Here is a 13743-nt window from a genome sequence, read left to right on the forward strand (position 1 = left end):
AAGGGCTTGGAAACATGAGCTTAACCTTTGGGTTTCTTATAATCATCATCCTCGCGGTGGTGGTGTTTGGTGCTTTGACTGTGGGAGTCATACTGGCACTGCTGTTCTTTGGGATTGGTCAGGCTGTGAGCCCTTCCCGCGAAAAGAATCAGGGTTCGTCTCAGCCCCGAAAAACGACTCCCCAAGCTCTTCCTGCGGATCGTGCGCAGGATTTCGGACGTGATGTCTCTGCCAGCAGGAAGCCACAAAAGTCGCACGCCGGAGTGATTGCACTGGTGAGTGCCGTTTTGATTGGTGCCGGTCTTTTGTCGCTGATTGGCGTCCGGACTGTCGCCACCAGCGTCCACATCACTCATCATTCAGGAATTGAAAGTCAAACTGGATTTCCACGGCTGGAGCCTCTGAGCGGGCAGTTCTCCGAGCATGTCGTCATTCAACCAGAACATGGGCCATGGGCAGGGCCTCAACCGGTTGAGTCGATCCTGACAGAACAATTGCGCAACGTGCCCACGTGGAAAGCCAGTCTGCCAGCATCATCCCCAGCACTGGCTCCACAAACAAACAAAGCATTGAACAGTGCCAAAGCCACTGATGCTCCTCGACCTCAATCGACGAGTGGCCTCGAAGCACATCCCGCAGATGCCACTCAGCCGGAAAACGTCCCGGCTGTGATTGTCGCTTCACTTCCAGAACAAGCCCCACTGGCATCGACAGATTTCGAACGACTTTCGCCTTTGCCCGATTGGGCCGTTGAAATCAGCAAAGTACCACCACACCACATCCATCTGGTTTCGGGCAGGTTTCCCACTTTGGCCGAAGCTGAAGCCGATGCCAGCCAGAAGCTCTCTGCCTGGAGTATCAGCGAGATTCAGCGGCGGCATCCAGATTTGCCCCCACTCAACAGAACATCGATTGATCCTTCAGCAGAGGTGATGGCGGCCGTAATGCAAAAGGCTGTCGAAGAAACCGAACATCAGTTTGGAAATGCCACTGCCAAAATGTATGCCGTCCATTTATTGATTTCCTCCAGTCAGTTCGTCCCCACAGTGACGCTCCATCGATTGCATCAATTGCATGAAGAACAGGTTTCTTCCCAGAGATTGACGATTCTTGGTGTTGCCGGTGCAGGTCTGGCTTTGCTGGCCTGGGGCATGATGCAGTACAGTCGCCGGAAGCACAGCATGGCTTAAGTTCGGATGTTTCTTCATCCAGGGTGATTTGAGTGATGTCACAGGAACCGTCTCCGACTGCGGATGAGAACACTCGAGAACAGTGGTTGATTGCCCGCATTCGTGCCCAGGAGCCCGGTGCCTGGCGCGAACTTGTCGATCAGCATGAACCCCGGCTTTTTGCCTGGATGAAATCCCGCACAGGGAACCGCTCGACAGCCGAAGATCTCGTACAGGAAGTCTTCCTCTCCTTTCTGAGGGCGTTGCCAAACTTTGATGATTCGAGGCCCATCGAACCCTTTATCAATCAGATTGCCGCACATCTGCTGATTGATCACTTACGCAAAGAGGGGAGACGGCAGGTTGTCAGTACAGGAACCGTAGTTGACGATTCCTCATCGGGGCACATGCCCTTCGAAAAACTTGTGCCGCAGGATTCTCGACAACTGAAGGCATCGAGCATTTTTCGCGGTCGAGAAACGACCGCTGCGATTGAAGCCTGCCTGGCTCAAAGCCTGAAGGAACTTGTTCTCCGCTGGCAAAGTCGGGGAGAATTCGAGCGGCTCAAATGCTGCGAACTCATCATTGCTAAAGGATTCCCCAATCAACGAGTGGCGCAGCTCCTGTCGATCAGCGAACAGACTGTCGCCAACCATAAGTCGTATCTGCTGCAGCAACTTCGTCAGCGATTGGCAAAAGCCGGTCTTGCGGAGACAGTCTTGTCGCTGTTGATTGACCGTCACTGATAAGGGGAACAGTGGAAGGATTCATCGAATCCGTTCATCCGCAGGAATGAGCGGCACATGCACATTGATTGTGGGCCCCTCGGGTGTGCCGACATGCAGCATCTGGTTTTCGACCTGCCACTTGGTGCGAACATACCCCAGGCCGACTCCACCCAACTGGTCATCATGCGGACAGAACGTGGTGATAACTCCTACGCTTTTCGGTTCAGAATCCGCAAAGAGTTCGGCACCGGCCCACGAGCTTTTATCTTGATCGCTCAAAGAAACTTCGGTCGAAAGCCTGACGAGTTCTTTGTTGGTGTGACCCATGGCGTCAAGCCTGGCAATGGGCTCCTGCCCGAGATAACAGCCTTTATGAAATGAGATCGCGACTGCAGTCCGCCCCGATTCCTGGGCGAGTTGAGCATCGCTGTAATCAATCCCCATCCAGCCCATGCCAACACTCGCTCGGAAGCGATCGAAATCGAGAGGGGTTTCCTTTCTGATGGCTGCCAGCGACGCCAGAGTTGACAGTTCCTCACGGGCTGCATGTTCATCCATAAAGACAGCCACGACAGGCAGGCTCCAACCCGTCATCAAGGCTGCCCGCCAGCCTACGCCAGCAATCATCTGATGCACAGACTCTGCGGCCAGATCACGCTGTTGTTGTTGACTGATCTCGGCCCAGAGTTGGTTGGCTGTTTCTCCCCCAACCAGCCAGGTATCCTTCAGAGCCGCTTTCGTGAATGTGACATCTTCCGTAATGATGTAGCGTTCTAAATGCGGGAGCAGCGATGTGCCCGTCCCGGCACCTATGGTCATCACGAGTGAGTCTTCCAGAGCATGAATCCAGCCGTGCCCGACAATCCGGCCTTTGACATTCGGAAAGAAGACCTCGACGCCTGTATTTGAAGTCAGTCGAGCAACATCATTGGTACAAAAGTTCTGTAGAAAACGGACTCGATGCTGACCTCTAACGAAGTACTGTTCGACAGGAAAAGGGATCTGCATGGCCTGGAAATGCGAGTTCATGATGGCACCTGTTTCCTGTCGTCATGTTTATTGAGTGGACAGTTCTTGAACGGACAGGGGTATGGATCAGAAAAGATGATCAGCACGATGAGGCAGGGTCGCGGTCGTGTTAACTGGAGATGATATCTTCCTGAGCAAGATTCATCCCGGTGGAAGCCTGGAGCCTGGCGATTTCAGGGGGAAGTTCATCGGCACTGTGAGGCGCTGGTTTCCCTTCCAGTTCAGATAAGGCATTGGCCGCGGCCTTCTGCTCGGCCTCTTTTTTGTTGATCCCCCAGGCGGCAGCGTAAACCACTTCACCCAGTGCAGCCGAGACTTTGAAATACTTCAAATGGTCTGGCCCATATTCCTTCAGCAGATCGTAGCGCGGAGTTTCGCCCAAAGTCTTCTGGGCGTATTGCTGCAGAACACTTTTATAGTTGCGGCCATATTCGGCACCGACCATCTGTTCGACATGAGGCTCGATCAGTCGAATAATGAACTCTTTAGCCGCATCAAAACCTCCATCGAGAAAGACAGCAGCAATCACGGATTCGAACGTCGCCGATAAGATAGAGACCGGGACATTGGGAGTTCCGCACAATCCCTTCCCAATGATGACAAATTGATCGAGATGAAGTTCTTTCGCCAGCAAACCACAGACATGCCGGCTGACAACAAACGACTTGATCCGTGTCAGTTCGCCTTCTGTCGATTTGGGATATTTGCGAAACAGCAGATCACAAACGGCGGCACCAAGAATGGCATCGCCGAGAAATTCGAGTCGCTCATTCGATTCGAGCCGCGTTTTTGCAGCGGAGGCATGTGAAAGGGCCTGCATCAGCAATTCGGGCGAGCGAAAATGATAGCCCAGCCGGGCTTCGCATTCCGTCAGGGGCACTTGCCCGGCGGCCTCATCCATACATACTCCTGTCATGCGGACATGACTGGTCACTTGGGGAGGCTTTCCCAGTGACTCATCTGCCGCGAATCTGTTTTGCCAAACGAAAAATCTTCGGTGGCTCCGGGACTTATGCTCATTTCTGGCTGTTGACCAGACATGCCTGAGCAAAAGCAACCACCACTTTCGATGAAGCCTGGCAAAGCCGTCGACAAGAGTGGCGAGGGTCGGGTTCTCTGGATTTCAGAAGTACCGGCCACCGCCAGCCGTGTCCAAGCCGCTTGGCATCAGCTCATCATTTTCAGGCCAGACGTTTCGATCGCTGACCTCGCCTATACTCTACCATGAGTGGGCGGGGCTGTCACAAGAGGGAAATCTCGATAGGTCGCAGGACTCACGTTTGCCTGCACTAAGTGACCAGTCGATATCGATGAATGCATGATCGGACCGATGATTGAACAATCGACATGACGTGAAGAACTCTATTCAAAAATCGATCCGATCACCTGGAGCTGCACCTGGTTTTGATGCCTGGATGTTTATCGACTGGAGTGCGGCCAGTGTCCCCTCGCCCTCGCGTCCGACTGCTAATGCCATCTGGATTGCCACACAGCTTTCCTCACGAAAGAAGCCTGAATCGAGTTATTGTCGCACACGTCACGAGGCTTGCCGCCTGATGCGAGAGATATTTCGGCAATGCCTGAAGGCCGAGAAACGTTTACTTGTGGGAATCGATATTGCGCTGGGTGCGCCCAAAGGTTTGCCTCAAGCGTTAACCCGGCGGACCGATGCCGACTGGCGCGACCTCTGGAAAGAAATCGAAGCTCAACTTTGCGACGATGAACAGAACACCAATAACCGCTTTGAAGTGGCGGCCAACTTCAACAGCAGAATTTCACCCCATCAATCCGGCCTGAACTTCAGGAAAGCCACTCGCTCATCAACTTCACTGTCCTCAACGGCGGTCGGCGCAATCTCTTGCGAATTGGCTCATGGCATTCAAGGACCCTATTGGGGAACTCCCCATGCACGCGCTGGCAGTCTGACTCCACCCTATTCACCAAAGTTTCCCTTTCGCACGACCAGCGGAATTCTGCTCCCACGTCAAAGGTTTGTCGAAACGCTTGCACCCGGAACTCAGGAAACGTGGAAGCTGTGCGGGATTGGCAGCGTCGGAAGTCAATCGCTGACAGGTATTGCCCGGTTGGAAGCGTTCCGCAAGGATCCGGACTTTCAGCCACATCTGTGCATCTGGCCTATGGAAACCGGCTGGACTGTGCCGGAACAACGACCTTTGATTCTTTTCGCAGAGATCTGGCCGGGCTTACTCAAACAGGAAGTCGCGACGCAGCAGGCGCTCGAACCCGGGCGGATTCGCGATGAACTTCAGGTGCTTGCATGGTGCCGCTGGGCACAGGCGATGTCTCGAAATCAAACGCTTTCCAGTTACTTCCGAGTGCCTCAGGGTTTGACAGAATCTCTCCAATCAAATGCAGTCACGACAGAAGGGTGGATTCTGGGAGTGACGAACACCAAGCTCGCATAAGGTATGATACTGGAGTCAATCATCTGTCGGATGGTTCGGATATCGAGCATACGTAATGGATTTGATACAGGAGGAAGGCGACCACAATGACTTTGAACGACTGGGCTTTGGAACTGGCAGATCTCGATGATCGCGACCGCATGGAAACCATTGTGGAACTCGCGGAGACTTTGCCACCCCTTTCCGCAGATAAGCAGGCAGCCCCACTTCCCGAAAACTGCCGGGTGCAGGAATGTCAGACACCTGTGTACCTCTTTGCTGAAGTTCGTGATGGGCTGTTAACTCTGGAAGCTGATGTTCCTCGCAAATCGCCGATTGTGCGTGGTCTGGTGGCTCTTGTTGTGACCAGCCTGAATCAGCAACCTATTGATCAACTTCGGGATCTACCACTCGATCTGCTGGAAAAACTTCATCTGACCACGGCCCTCGGGATGACACGTCAGCAGGGCGTTCGCGGATTGATGCAACGAATTCGACACGCGATCGAATCCTCCCGTTGACGAATCCAGCCGATCCACTTGGAGTTCTTAATCCGAGGCTTTGGTGGAATCAGGAGAATTATTCTGGGGAGTGATTTCGATCAATTCCCGCTGACGTTTATTCGACACTCCTGCCCATCCCAGAATCCTTTGATCGAGCGAAAAAAGCTGACCCAACTGATATTCATCCTGCTGAGGAATCTCCATGGTTCCCTGGCCGAGAATGGTTCCACTGCGAGGGTCGAGCCAGACGATCTCCAGGTTTTTCTTGCCTTTGCTCGTTCGAGATCTTCGGGCCACGAGGAGTTGCTCTTCATCGAGCGCAACAGCATCGACCAACTCATTCATGGATGTCTGCCACACGATTTTTCCCGTCGCCCAATCAATGGCGATCAGTCCATCGGTGGATCGCCCAATCCATAAAGAATTCACGATGCCCAGGCGGCCAATCAAACCATCGATCGGTAATGTCCACTGGACAGCCCCGCTCTCGGCATGCATGGCGATGACACCAGAAACACCCGGTGGTTCAACAAGCACCAGATCTCCCACTCGTGCCGGTGGATTCAAGATTTTGTTGAACTCGCGGGTATCAATGCTTCGAGGCACCCAGACATGACGCCTGAGCCACAGGATTTCGCCACGATGAGTGATGCAGGCACTCAATCCCGGAGCCGTGATCCAGAGTTTCTGATCAGAAATGGTCGAGGTGATGCTGAATTGCCCCGGGAGCACATCGCGAATCCGGATTAAAGGCACACTTTCGAGCAGCTTTCCACTTCTGGCATCGAGCACATGCCATTCAATAGAGACGGCATCGCTTTCCACTGGTCGTTCGACGATCACTCCCAGTCTCGAAAAGAGGTACCAGCCATCGGAAAGCACACTGACCTTACGGTCTTCACTCCCTTCGTTGCCGCCGCGATATGTCCAGCGGATTTCACCACTTTCGAGATCGAGTGCTGCCAGTTCTACACCCTCTTTGACGAGACGTCGCACATACAGATGTGAGCCCGCCTGCACCGGGTTAAAGGGAAGGTGCGAGTAGGCAATGGCTGAGCCTGGTTCTTCATTGGCATCGCTTTGCCACTTCCGATTCAATGTGGCTCGATCCAAGGCCACCGTTCGCGAGCGATGATGAAGAATGAGCTGGTGGTCCGTCTCAAGGCAGGCTAACTGACGTGTCCACAGATCGCCCTGTCGATACTCTGAACGATCCGCATCTTTTCCAGCGGGTGGATCAAAGGGAAAAACGACCTGGCTTTCCCAACTGTTGGCCACTGCCGGTACAGGCTGAAGAGCCACGTTTCGAGCTGTAGTTTCTGCTTCACCCCAGACATTCTGCTTGAGGAATTCGCGCGTCTGTACCAAACCCGCCCATGAAGTTCCCTGAAGTGCATCATCACGCAGGCGGAGTAGCGTTTTTTCCGGGTCAAAGCGATCTGGAAGTTTTGCTCCCAGGAGCCATTGCCGCAGTTGGATGGCATCCTCCAGTGTGGAATCCGGAATAGCGCCCGCCTTGGCAAAGTGCTCAATGGCATCCTGCCACTGGCCAGCCGAAAGTGCGCGATCACCCAGCCATAAATGGGCCTGAGCAGCAGCCATAGTTTGTGGAAACTGCAGCGTAATATTGCGAATGGAGATGATGTTGCCATCGGCCATGGCCTGACGAATACGCACATCGCCTGTGCTTCCCATCTGGTCACGCATCACTGCCAATAGTGACGGATATTGCTTCATGACTCGATCAATCGCCGCGGGTAATGAAACAAACAGATCAGGATCTGTCGCCACGGGCAGGAGTTCTCCCTGATCTGTCGAAACCAGACTGGCAATGACCCGGCAACCATCCAGAAACGCTTCACCATCCAGAGCCGCCTGAAGTTCGGCACTGGCGTTGTATCCCTCTTTGCTCAATTGCAGCAGGAGTGGGTGCCGCCAGCTGCGTGACAGAACAGGAGCATCGCCAGATGTTGACGAGAGGGCCTGTAACCATCTCATCCGCTTGACCAGCATTTCATATTGATAGGGTGGATTCTGATCCGGATGTGTCAGATCCCAGCGAGCCAGAAGTTCGTGAGAGGTTTTCAGTTGCTCGCTGGCTGAGCCAAGAAGTGCTGCGGTATTCAGGGCTTTGGAATCGCGCCGCACGAGACCATTCCATAGGGTGGTATGTGTCCAGAGTGGTGTGTTGGCCCAGAGAATCAGCGATTCATCGAGGTCGGGCCAGGCGGGTTGATCCACCGTATCAGCAGCAATCTGTCCAAATTGACCAGCCAGTTCTCGGGCACGCCATTCATCCCAGGCATGCTGTAATGGCAATAACCAGGCCATGGCTTTCAGACGTTCAACCGCAGGTCTTCGCCCCATGACGATTTGATTGATCAGCCGGCTCTGGAGCTTTCGAGACAGTTCTCGATAGATGGGCTGAGTTAATGACCAATACGCGTTGGCGAACCACCACTCTTCAGGATTGGTGCCGACAGGGCAATTCGTTTCCACCTGCTCGGACCACTTGGCTTCAGAGAGTGAGGGAGTCAACTCAGGTCGCGGCCCTTCATTGGCAAGTTTTGCCAGCAGGCTCCGATCGACAATCGACTCGATATGAATCGCTGGCCGGATAATGAGTTGACCAATTTCAATGGCACGTGCTGCTTCTCCTCGCAGGCATTGCAGACCAATCGTGGCGACCGGCTCGAGGGGCAGATCCTGAGTATAGCCATCCGGCACAGGCGACCATGTTCGCCCATCGGCACTGGTGAAGAGCATCACCCCGGCGGAATGACCAATCAGTCGCCACCACTGTTTTTCGCCCAGGTGCAGTAGAGGTTGATGCTGCGGATCGTAATCCACTTCGTCGTGACCATGATGAGGATGCCCCAGTTGTACCACATTTCGACCAGTGCGCCGGTTGTGATGCACCTGTATTGTGACGACGGGTTTTCCCGCACTGTTACCCAGATAAATGCCTGTGCCGCGGGTGGCCGAGTTGAGCTGCACACTGACATCAAAAAAACCTTGATATGGGAGTTTTGCGAAATGCTCTGCGGGTTGTTCGCGTGAGTTGCCGGTCAGCAGAACAGCACCACTCTCAAGCTGTTGCAACTCGCCTCGAGAATCTTTGGTCGGTTCCCACTCCAAAGTTTTAGGCTGCACAGCCTCCATATCCGGGAGAGTGGCGAGCACACCGAGTGGATCACGCCGGGGGACATCTGTCACTCGCAGGTAATCCAGTCCACGCAATCGATATTGACCATCGAGTTCAATCTGCTCGGGACAATTCTCGAAGGGAACTTCCAAGAGAACTGCACGTTGTTTAATGAGAAGAAGTTTTCCCTCGTGCCAGGTCAGGTCGATTGTTCCCTGGCCTAATCGAGACCAGGCGGAGCCGTCAGTCCCCAGGAATTGTTCGCCAGCCGCCTTGCGGTCAATCGCCTCATCAGGCCCGGAACGTTTGACATCCACAGCAACCCACATCGCGGGCTGCCGATGAGGGAAGTATCGCAACTGGATTCCTTTTTTCCCTGACCAGACATTGATCGAAAGTTCGTTGACATCGAACATTGCGAGCCTGAGACAGCTATTCGTGAACCAGGGGGCCTTGAGCCTGGCCAGACCATTGACCTGCACAGTCCGGGTTTTCTGATGATTATGTTCGTGCAGATCGGCCCGGCGACCGGCCACGGGCCCCAACCAGTCATTGAAGCGGTTCTGCTGAAGGCTATCGAGTTGCATGGTCGCCAGATCGGCAGCGAAAACTGATTCGCGGTAGCTCACTGGCTGTCGCTCGATGGCTGCTGGATGTTCCGGATCGGGCAGAGAACTGTTCGGCAGCCATTCGCTCCAGGGAGGCGGGGCAGCCACGACGACTTCCGCTGCAGGTACTACTGGAACTGTCTGAGCTGTTGTCATCGCCCCTTCAACCGGTTGATTCGGGGTGGTCATCGCAGGATCTGACTTGCCCGTTGCGGACTTCGGATCAACTCCTTGAGGCGAGGTGGTATCGAACTTTTCACCTCGGTTTTGTGCGAGAAGTTGTGCTTCGGAGGCCTTCGCAGCATCAATGGTGGCCTGTGTCTGGGGAGTAGGTTCTGCTGGACGATCTTCTGGTTGACCTTCTTCGACCAGAAGATCGTTGTTCGCCAGTGGATTCCTGACTTTGGGCCAGAAGAGAGCACCGGCACCGACCAGCATGGCAATTGCCAGAAACCCCACCAGCAGCTTCAGTTGACGGACATTCTGGCTGGCAGCATTCTGCCTTTTGTCCGCAGCCCGTAACAGGATCTTTTCGACGGAGAGATCAATCGATGCATAATGTGTGCTCAAGGCTTCCTGCAACGAAAGATTTGCACTCAAGGCCTGCTGCAATTCGGGTGAGAAAGGCAGACGCTGCCTGAGCAATGCAATCTCAGCCGCAGTGAATTCTTCAGCGGTTTTTTCCTGGACGAGCTGCAGAAGTTCTTGATCACTCGCCATGGCTTACCTACCCACTTCAACATCAATTGGGAGCAACGTTGATTGTTTCAATTCACGACGCATCATTTTGCCTGCTGATGATCACATTTTTTTCAGTTTTCGTTCGAGACAACTTTTCAGTGCCAGTCTGGCTCGATGTACCAGCAGTTTGATAGCGCCTTCGCTGCGGCGAAGAACGTGCCCGATATCACACAGTTTCTGCTCCGAGCGATACTTGAGTTCAATGGCCTGGCGGGCACTTGGCCCTAACGCTTCGAGGCATTGAGGAAGGTTTTCGAGCACATCGGCATCCAAGGTCCCTGCAGCTCCCCCGGTTAACGATTCCAGGTCGAAGCAAAGCTCTGTCCAACCCACCTCCCGGCGGCGGCGGACACTTCGTGTCCACTCCCGCAGGACATTGCGGGCAATGCCCAGAAGCCATGGCCTGATCAATGACGTCGAATCGAACCGCGTGCGTGCTTCGTAGAACCGCAGAAACACTTCCTGAACGAGATCATCCGCATCGGCCGCCTGTGCCAGTCGTGCCCGCAGAAAGCCATAGATGGCACGCTGATGCAGTTCAATCACCTGTGAAAAGGCTGCTCGATCTCCTTCGAGAACTCGCTGCATCAATTCCTGGTCAACGGCTGACACCATCCGCCAATGTTCATTATTTGAGAAAAGCTGCTGAGAAGACCACTGCCCATCATTGATCGAGCGACTCGAATCGTTTCGCCAATTTCTCGATCACACCGCCGGGTATTTCATGTTGCCCGCCAAAGGCCCAGAAGTCCAAGGGAATTCCGCTGGATTCGAGTAACTGTCCCAGCATTTGGGCCCCCGCAAAAGGCAATACAGGATCGTATTTTCCATGCGATTGAAAGACATTCAGCTTCTGGCCCAGATCCGGATGACTGGAAAGATATTCTGTCCAGGCGGGTCGGCAAATGAGTGCTCCAGAAAACAAAACCAGCCATCGCGGCTGGAGTGCTCCTGTGAGAGTCAGATGGGTCGAGACCATGGCTCCTTGAGAAAACCCTCCCAGAATCAAACGATCCTCCGGAAGATCGAGGGCCTGCAGACGAGCCTTGATTCCGCTCTGCAATTGCCGGGAAGCCTCTTCAATGCCCGGGGGAACTTCATCAACCAGTTCGAGCAGGCTCCCGGCCTGAGTGAGCGAAAGAAGCCTCTGCATATTGATCGGCCACCACGCGCGACCACCGGGAATGCCCCACTCGGCCATATCGATCGGCGCTTCCGGGAAGAGAAATTCCATGCGGCCAGCCACTTCTGGCGCTGCCTCTTCGATGGCTTCGGCCAGGCCCACGAGATCTGTCCCTGAGGCTCCATAACCATGGCAGAACACGACCAGCCATTGTGGCTTTTCCGGCGAAAAAGCGACGGCATTCAGCGGGCCAAACGAAACAGCCTGTGGATCATTCATTCAAAAAACTCATCAGAAAAAATTGGTATGGGAACACAAAGGCAATCGACGAATTTTCAAAGGGGACAGTCTGGGGATGTTCGACGGGAACTACGTCGCGTCAGCCATCGACCAGAGTGCGCATGCCAGGCATTTGCGTTTCATCTTCGAGTCGCGGCCACGTGAGGACAAACCGCGATCCTTTGCCGATCTGCGATTCGACCGTGATGTCGCCACCATGCTCGCGAATGATTTTTTGGCTCACAGCCAGGCCCAGGCCCGTCCCACGGGCTCCTTTGGTCGATTCGAACATCAGAAACATTTTGGACAGATTTTCCGGCGCGATTCCTGTGCCATTGTCTTCGACCGAGACCCACAACAGATCCCGGGGCTCATCGAAGCCTGTCTGCACGACCACGCGAGGATCATCGGCATGTTCGACGGCATCCATGGCGTTACTGACGACGTTCAAAATCGCCCGGTGAATCCCCTCGGGATCAAACGTGCTGGTCGGTAATTGAGTGGCGGGCTGAAAAATCAGTTTGGTTTCGACTTCACCCGCCTGAGGCTGCATCAACTCGACAACATCCTGGGCCACATCGTTGAGTTGTGAAAGCTTCATTTCGGGCTGACGCTCTTTGGAGAAGGTCAGCATATCCATCACGAGGTTATAGATTTTGCCCTGGTTCTTATCGACGATCCCCCAGCCTTTGCGAATCAGTTCGGTGTCTGTCTTCCCCAGACCCAGGTCAATCAGATAACTCCCTCCCCGCACACCCTGCAAAATGTTCTTAATATGATGGCTCAACGTGGCGATGGTCTGGCCCATAGCCGCTAATCGTTCCGACTTGACGAAAGCCTCCTGGAAACGCTGATTCTCCACAGCCAGTGCTGCCTGCCGACCGATGGCCGCGAGCACACGCAGTTGCTCTTCGCTGAATCGCGGCTGATCTCCTAACAGAATCATTTCTTCAGCCGACGATGTGATATCAAGATAAACCACACCCATCAGTTCGTGGCGGGCCTGGAGTGGGACACACATCGCTTCGCGGATACCGGCCCTCACAATACTTTGACCGGTTTCAAAGCGGCTGTCGTGCCGGGCATCGGATGTCCTGACAGCCTGCAAACTTTTGACAACATAATCGACGATGGTTCGAGAAACGGGAATTCTGCCCGTTGTCTTTTCTCCAGGGTCTTTAGCTGCTGAGGCTTCTTTAGTTGATGTTCCCTCTCTGAATGATGCACCCAGAGAGGAGCTTTCGTCCTGAATGGTGCTTTCCTGCCCGCGAAAACCGACTGCGACCGCTTGCAGTGCTTCCGTCTCTGCATCCCGCAAGAGGACACAGCCTCGATCCGCTCCTAAGGTTTCAATCGCAAGATCCAGCATGCGTTGCAGAATCTGCGTCATCGATGACGACGGTCGAACGGCTTCCTCCGAAATGCGATAGAGCATCTGCAGATTCATCGTCGCCTGGAGTCGGGCATCGGTATTGTTCGAAACAGCAGCAGGCAAATCCTTCAGGGGCAATCCGCCCGTCAAAGCCATTTGCCCCACAATGCTCGATCGATCCGTCCCATCGGCCTGATGCAATAACTCGACACGATCTGCCGCCCGTCTGGAACCGACATGATCTCCCTGAAGGAACTGCAGAATTGTCCGGCCAATCTGGATCTGATCACCGGGTTTAAGTGTTCGCGACTTGACCTGCGCTCCATTAACAAATGTACCATTCGAACTGTTGCGATCCTTGAGCACGAACTTGTCGCCTTCGCGTTCGATGGCGGCATGAGTGCGCGAGACCTCGGTGTCGAGCAACCGCACAGGATTATGCAGACTGCGACCGATCGTGATCGGAACATCCCCGAGTTCAAAACGGGTTCCCTGATCCGCCCCCTGAACGATCAGAAGTGAGGCTCTCGCGATGGGAATTTTTGTCGTCTCCAGCTACTCAGAGGGCAGATTCATGGGGTCTTTATCAGAGATTGAAGTGCGAATGGGCCAAAGTCAAACTGGCACAATCTCTCGAAACC

10 protein-coding genes are annotated in these 13743 nt (G+C 54.1%); 4 read left to right on the forward strand and 6 right to left on the reverse strand.

Annotated elements, in window-relative coordinates; translation table 11 throughout:
- The first annotated feature begins 14 nt into the window (after nucleotides 1-14).
- A complete protein-coding gene (locus PLIM_RS01155; RefSeq protein ID WP_013108511.1) occupies nucleotides 15-1190 on the forward strand; it encodes a hypothetical protein in 1176 nt (391 codons plus the stop codon).
- Nucleotides 1191-1225: 35 nt separating this feature from the next.
- Nucleotides 1226-1915, forward strand: coding sequence for an RNA polymerase sigma factor (locus PLIM_RS01160; RefSeq protein ID WP_013108512.1), 690 nt, complete (start codon nucleotides 1226-1228; stop codon nucleotides 1913-1915).
- Between the two features lie 21 nt (nucleotides 1916-1936).
- On the opposite strand, the gene ygfZ is transcribed toward PLIM_RS01160, so the two are convergent.
- A complete protein-coding gene (gene ygfZ / locus PLIM_RS22225; RefSeq protein WP_013108513.1) occupies nucleotides 1937-2926 on the reverse strand; it encodes a CAF17-like 4Fe-4S cluster assembly/insertion protein YgfZ in 990 nt (329 codons plus the stop codon).
- A gap of 109 nt (nucleotides 2927-3035) precedes the next feature.
- Nucleotides 3036-3827, reverse strand: coding sequence for a ribonuclease III (rnc, locus tag PLIM_RS01170; protein WP_013108514.1), 792 nt, complete (start codon nucleotides 3825-3827; stop codon nucleotides 3036-3038).
- Between the two features lie 451 nt (nucleotides 3828-4278).
- Between rnc and PLIM_RS01180 the strand changes: the two genes are divergently transcribed.
- A complete protein-coding gene (locus tag PLIM_RS01180) occupies nucleotides 4279-5352 on the forward strand; it encodes a hypothetical protein (protein WP_041400887.1) in 1074 nt (357 codons plus the stop codon).
- A gap of 86 nt (nucleotides 5353-5438) precedes the next feature.
- On the forward strand, nucleotides 5439-5852 hold the full coding sequence (locus PLIM_RS01185) for a SufE family protein (protein WP_013108516.1): 414 nt from the start codon (nucleotides 5439-5441) through the stop codon (nucleotides 5850-5852).
- Between the two features lie 27 nt (nucleotides 5853-5879).
- Here the strand turns inward: PLIM_RS01185 and PLIM_RS01190 are convergent, their stop codons facing one another.
- From PLIM_RS01190 to PLIM_RS01205, 4 genes are all read right to left on the reverse strand, one after another.
- Entirely contained in the window at nucleotides 5880-10307 is a 4428-nt protein-coding gene (locus PLIM_RS01190) for an outer membrane protein assembly factor BamB family protein (protein WP_013108517.1), read from the reverse strand.
- An 81-nt stretch (nucleotides 10308-10388) separates the two neighbouring features.
- Nucleotides 10389-10943: an RNA polymerase sigma factor gene (locus PLIM_RS22230; protein WP_013108518.1), complete on the reverse strand. Its 555-nt coding sequence runs from the start codon at nucleotides 10941-10943 to the stop codon at nucleotides 10389-10391.
- 49 nt (nucleotides 10944-10992) lie between these two features.
- Nucleotides 10993-11730, reverse strand: a complete 738-nt coding sequence (locus tag PLIM_RS01200; protein ID WP_013108519.1) for an alpha/beta hydrolase — start codon at nucleotides 11728-11730, stop codon at nucleotides 10993-10995.
- A gap of 100 nt (nucleotides 11731-11830) precedes the next feature.
- The gene (locus PLIM_RS01205) at nucleotides 11831-13657 is read right to left on the reverse strand and encodes an ATP-binding protein (protein ID WP_315849974.1); all 1827 of its coding nucleotides are present in this window, start codon (nucleotides 13655-13657) and stop codon (nucleotides 11831-11833) included.
- Nucleotides 13658-13743: the final 86 nt, after the last annotated feature.

Source organism: Planctopirus limnophila DSM 3776, from assembly GCF_000092105.1.
Lineage (GTDB): Bacteria > Planctomycetota > Planctomycetia > Planctomycetales > Planctomycetaceae > Planctopirus > Planctopirus limnophila.

What these genes read in the sequence shown, in the direction of transcription:
- PLIM_RS01185 (WP_013108516.1), top strand. Translation starts at nt 5,439, where the DNA reads ATGACTTTGAACGACTGGGCTTTGGAACTGGCAGATCTCGATGATCGC.
- ygfZ (WP_013108513.1), bottom strand. Translation starts at nt 2,926, where the DNA reads ATGAACTCGCATTTCCAGGCCATGCAGATCCCTTTTCCTGTCGAACAG.
- PLIM_RS01190 (WP_013108517.1), bottom strand. Translation starts at nt 10,307, where the DNA reads ATGGCGAGTGATCAAGAACTTCTGCAGCTCGTCCAGGAAAAAACCGCT.
- PLIM_RS01160 (WP_013108512.1), top strand. Translation starts at nt 1,226, where the DNA reads ATGTCACAGGAACCGTCTCCGACTGCGGATGAGAACACTCGAGAACAG.
- PLIM_RS01155 (WP_013108511.1), top strand. Translation starts at nt 15, where the DNA reads ATGAGCTTAACCTTTGGGTTTCTTATAATCATCATCCTCGCGGTGGTG.
- PLIM_RS22230 (WP_013108518.1), bottom strand. Translation starts at nt 10,943, where the DNA reads ATGGTGTCAGCCGTTGACCAGGAATTGATGCAGCGAGTTCTCGAAGGA.
- PLIM_RS01200 (WP_013108519.1), bottom strand. Translation starts at nt 11,730, where the DNA reads ATGAATGATCCACAGGCTGTTTCGTTTGGCCCGCTGAATGCCGTCGCT.
- rnc (WP_013108514.1), bottom strand. Translation starts at nt 3,827, where the DNA reads ATGGATGAGGCCGCCGGGCAAGTGCCCCTGACGGAATGCGAAGCCCGG.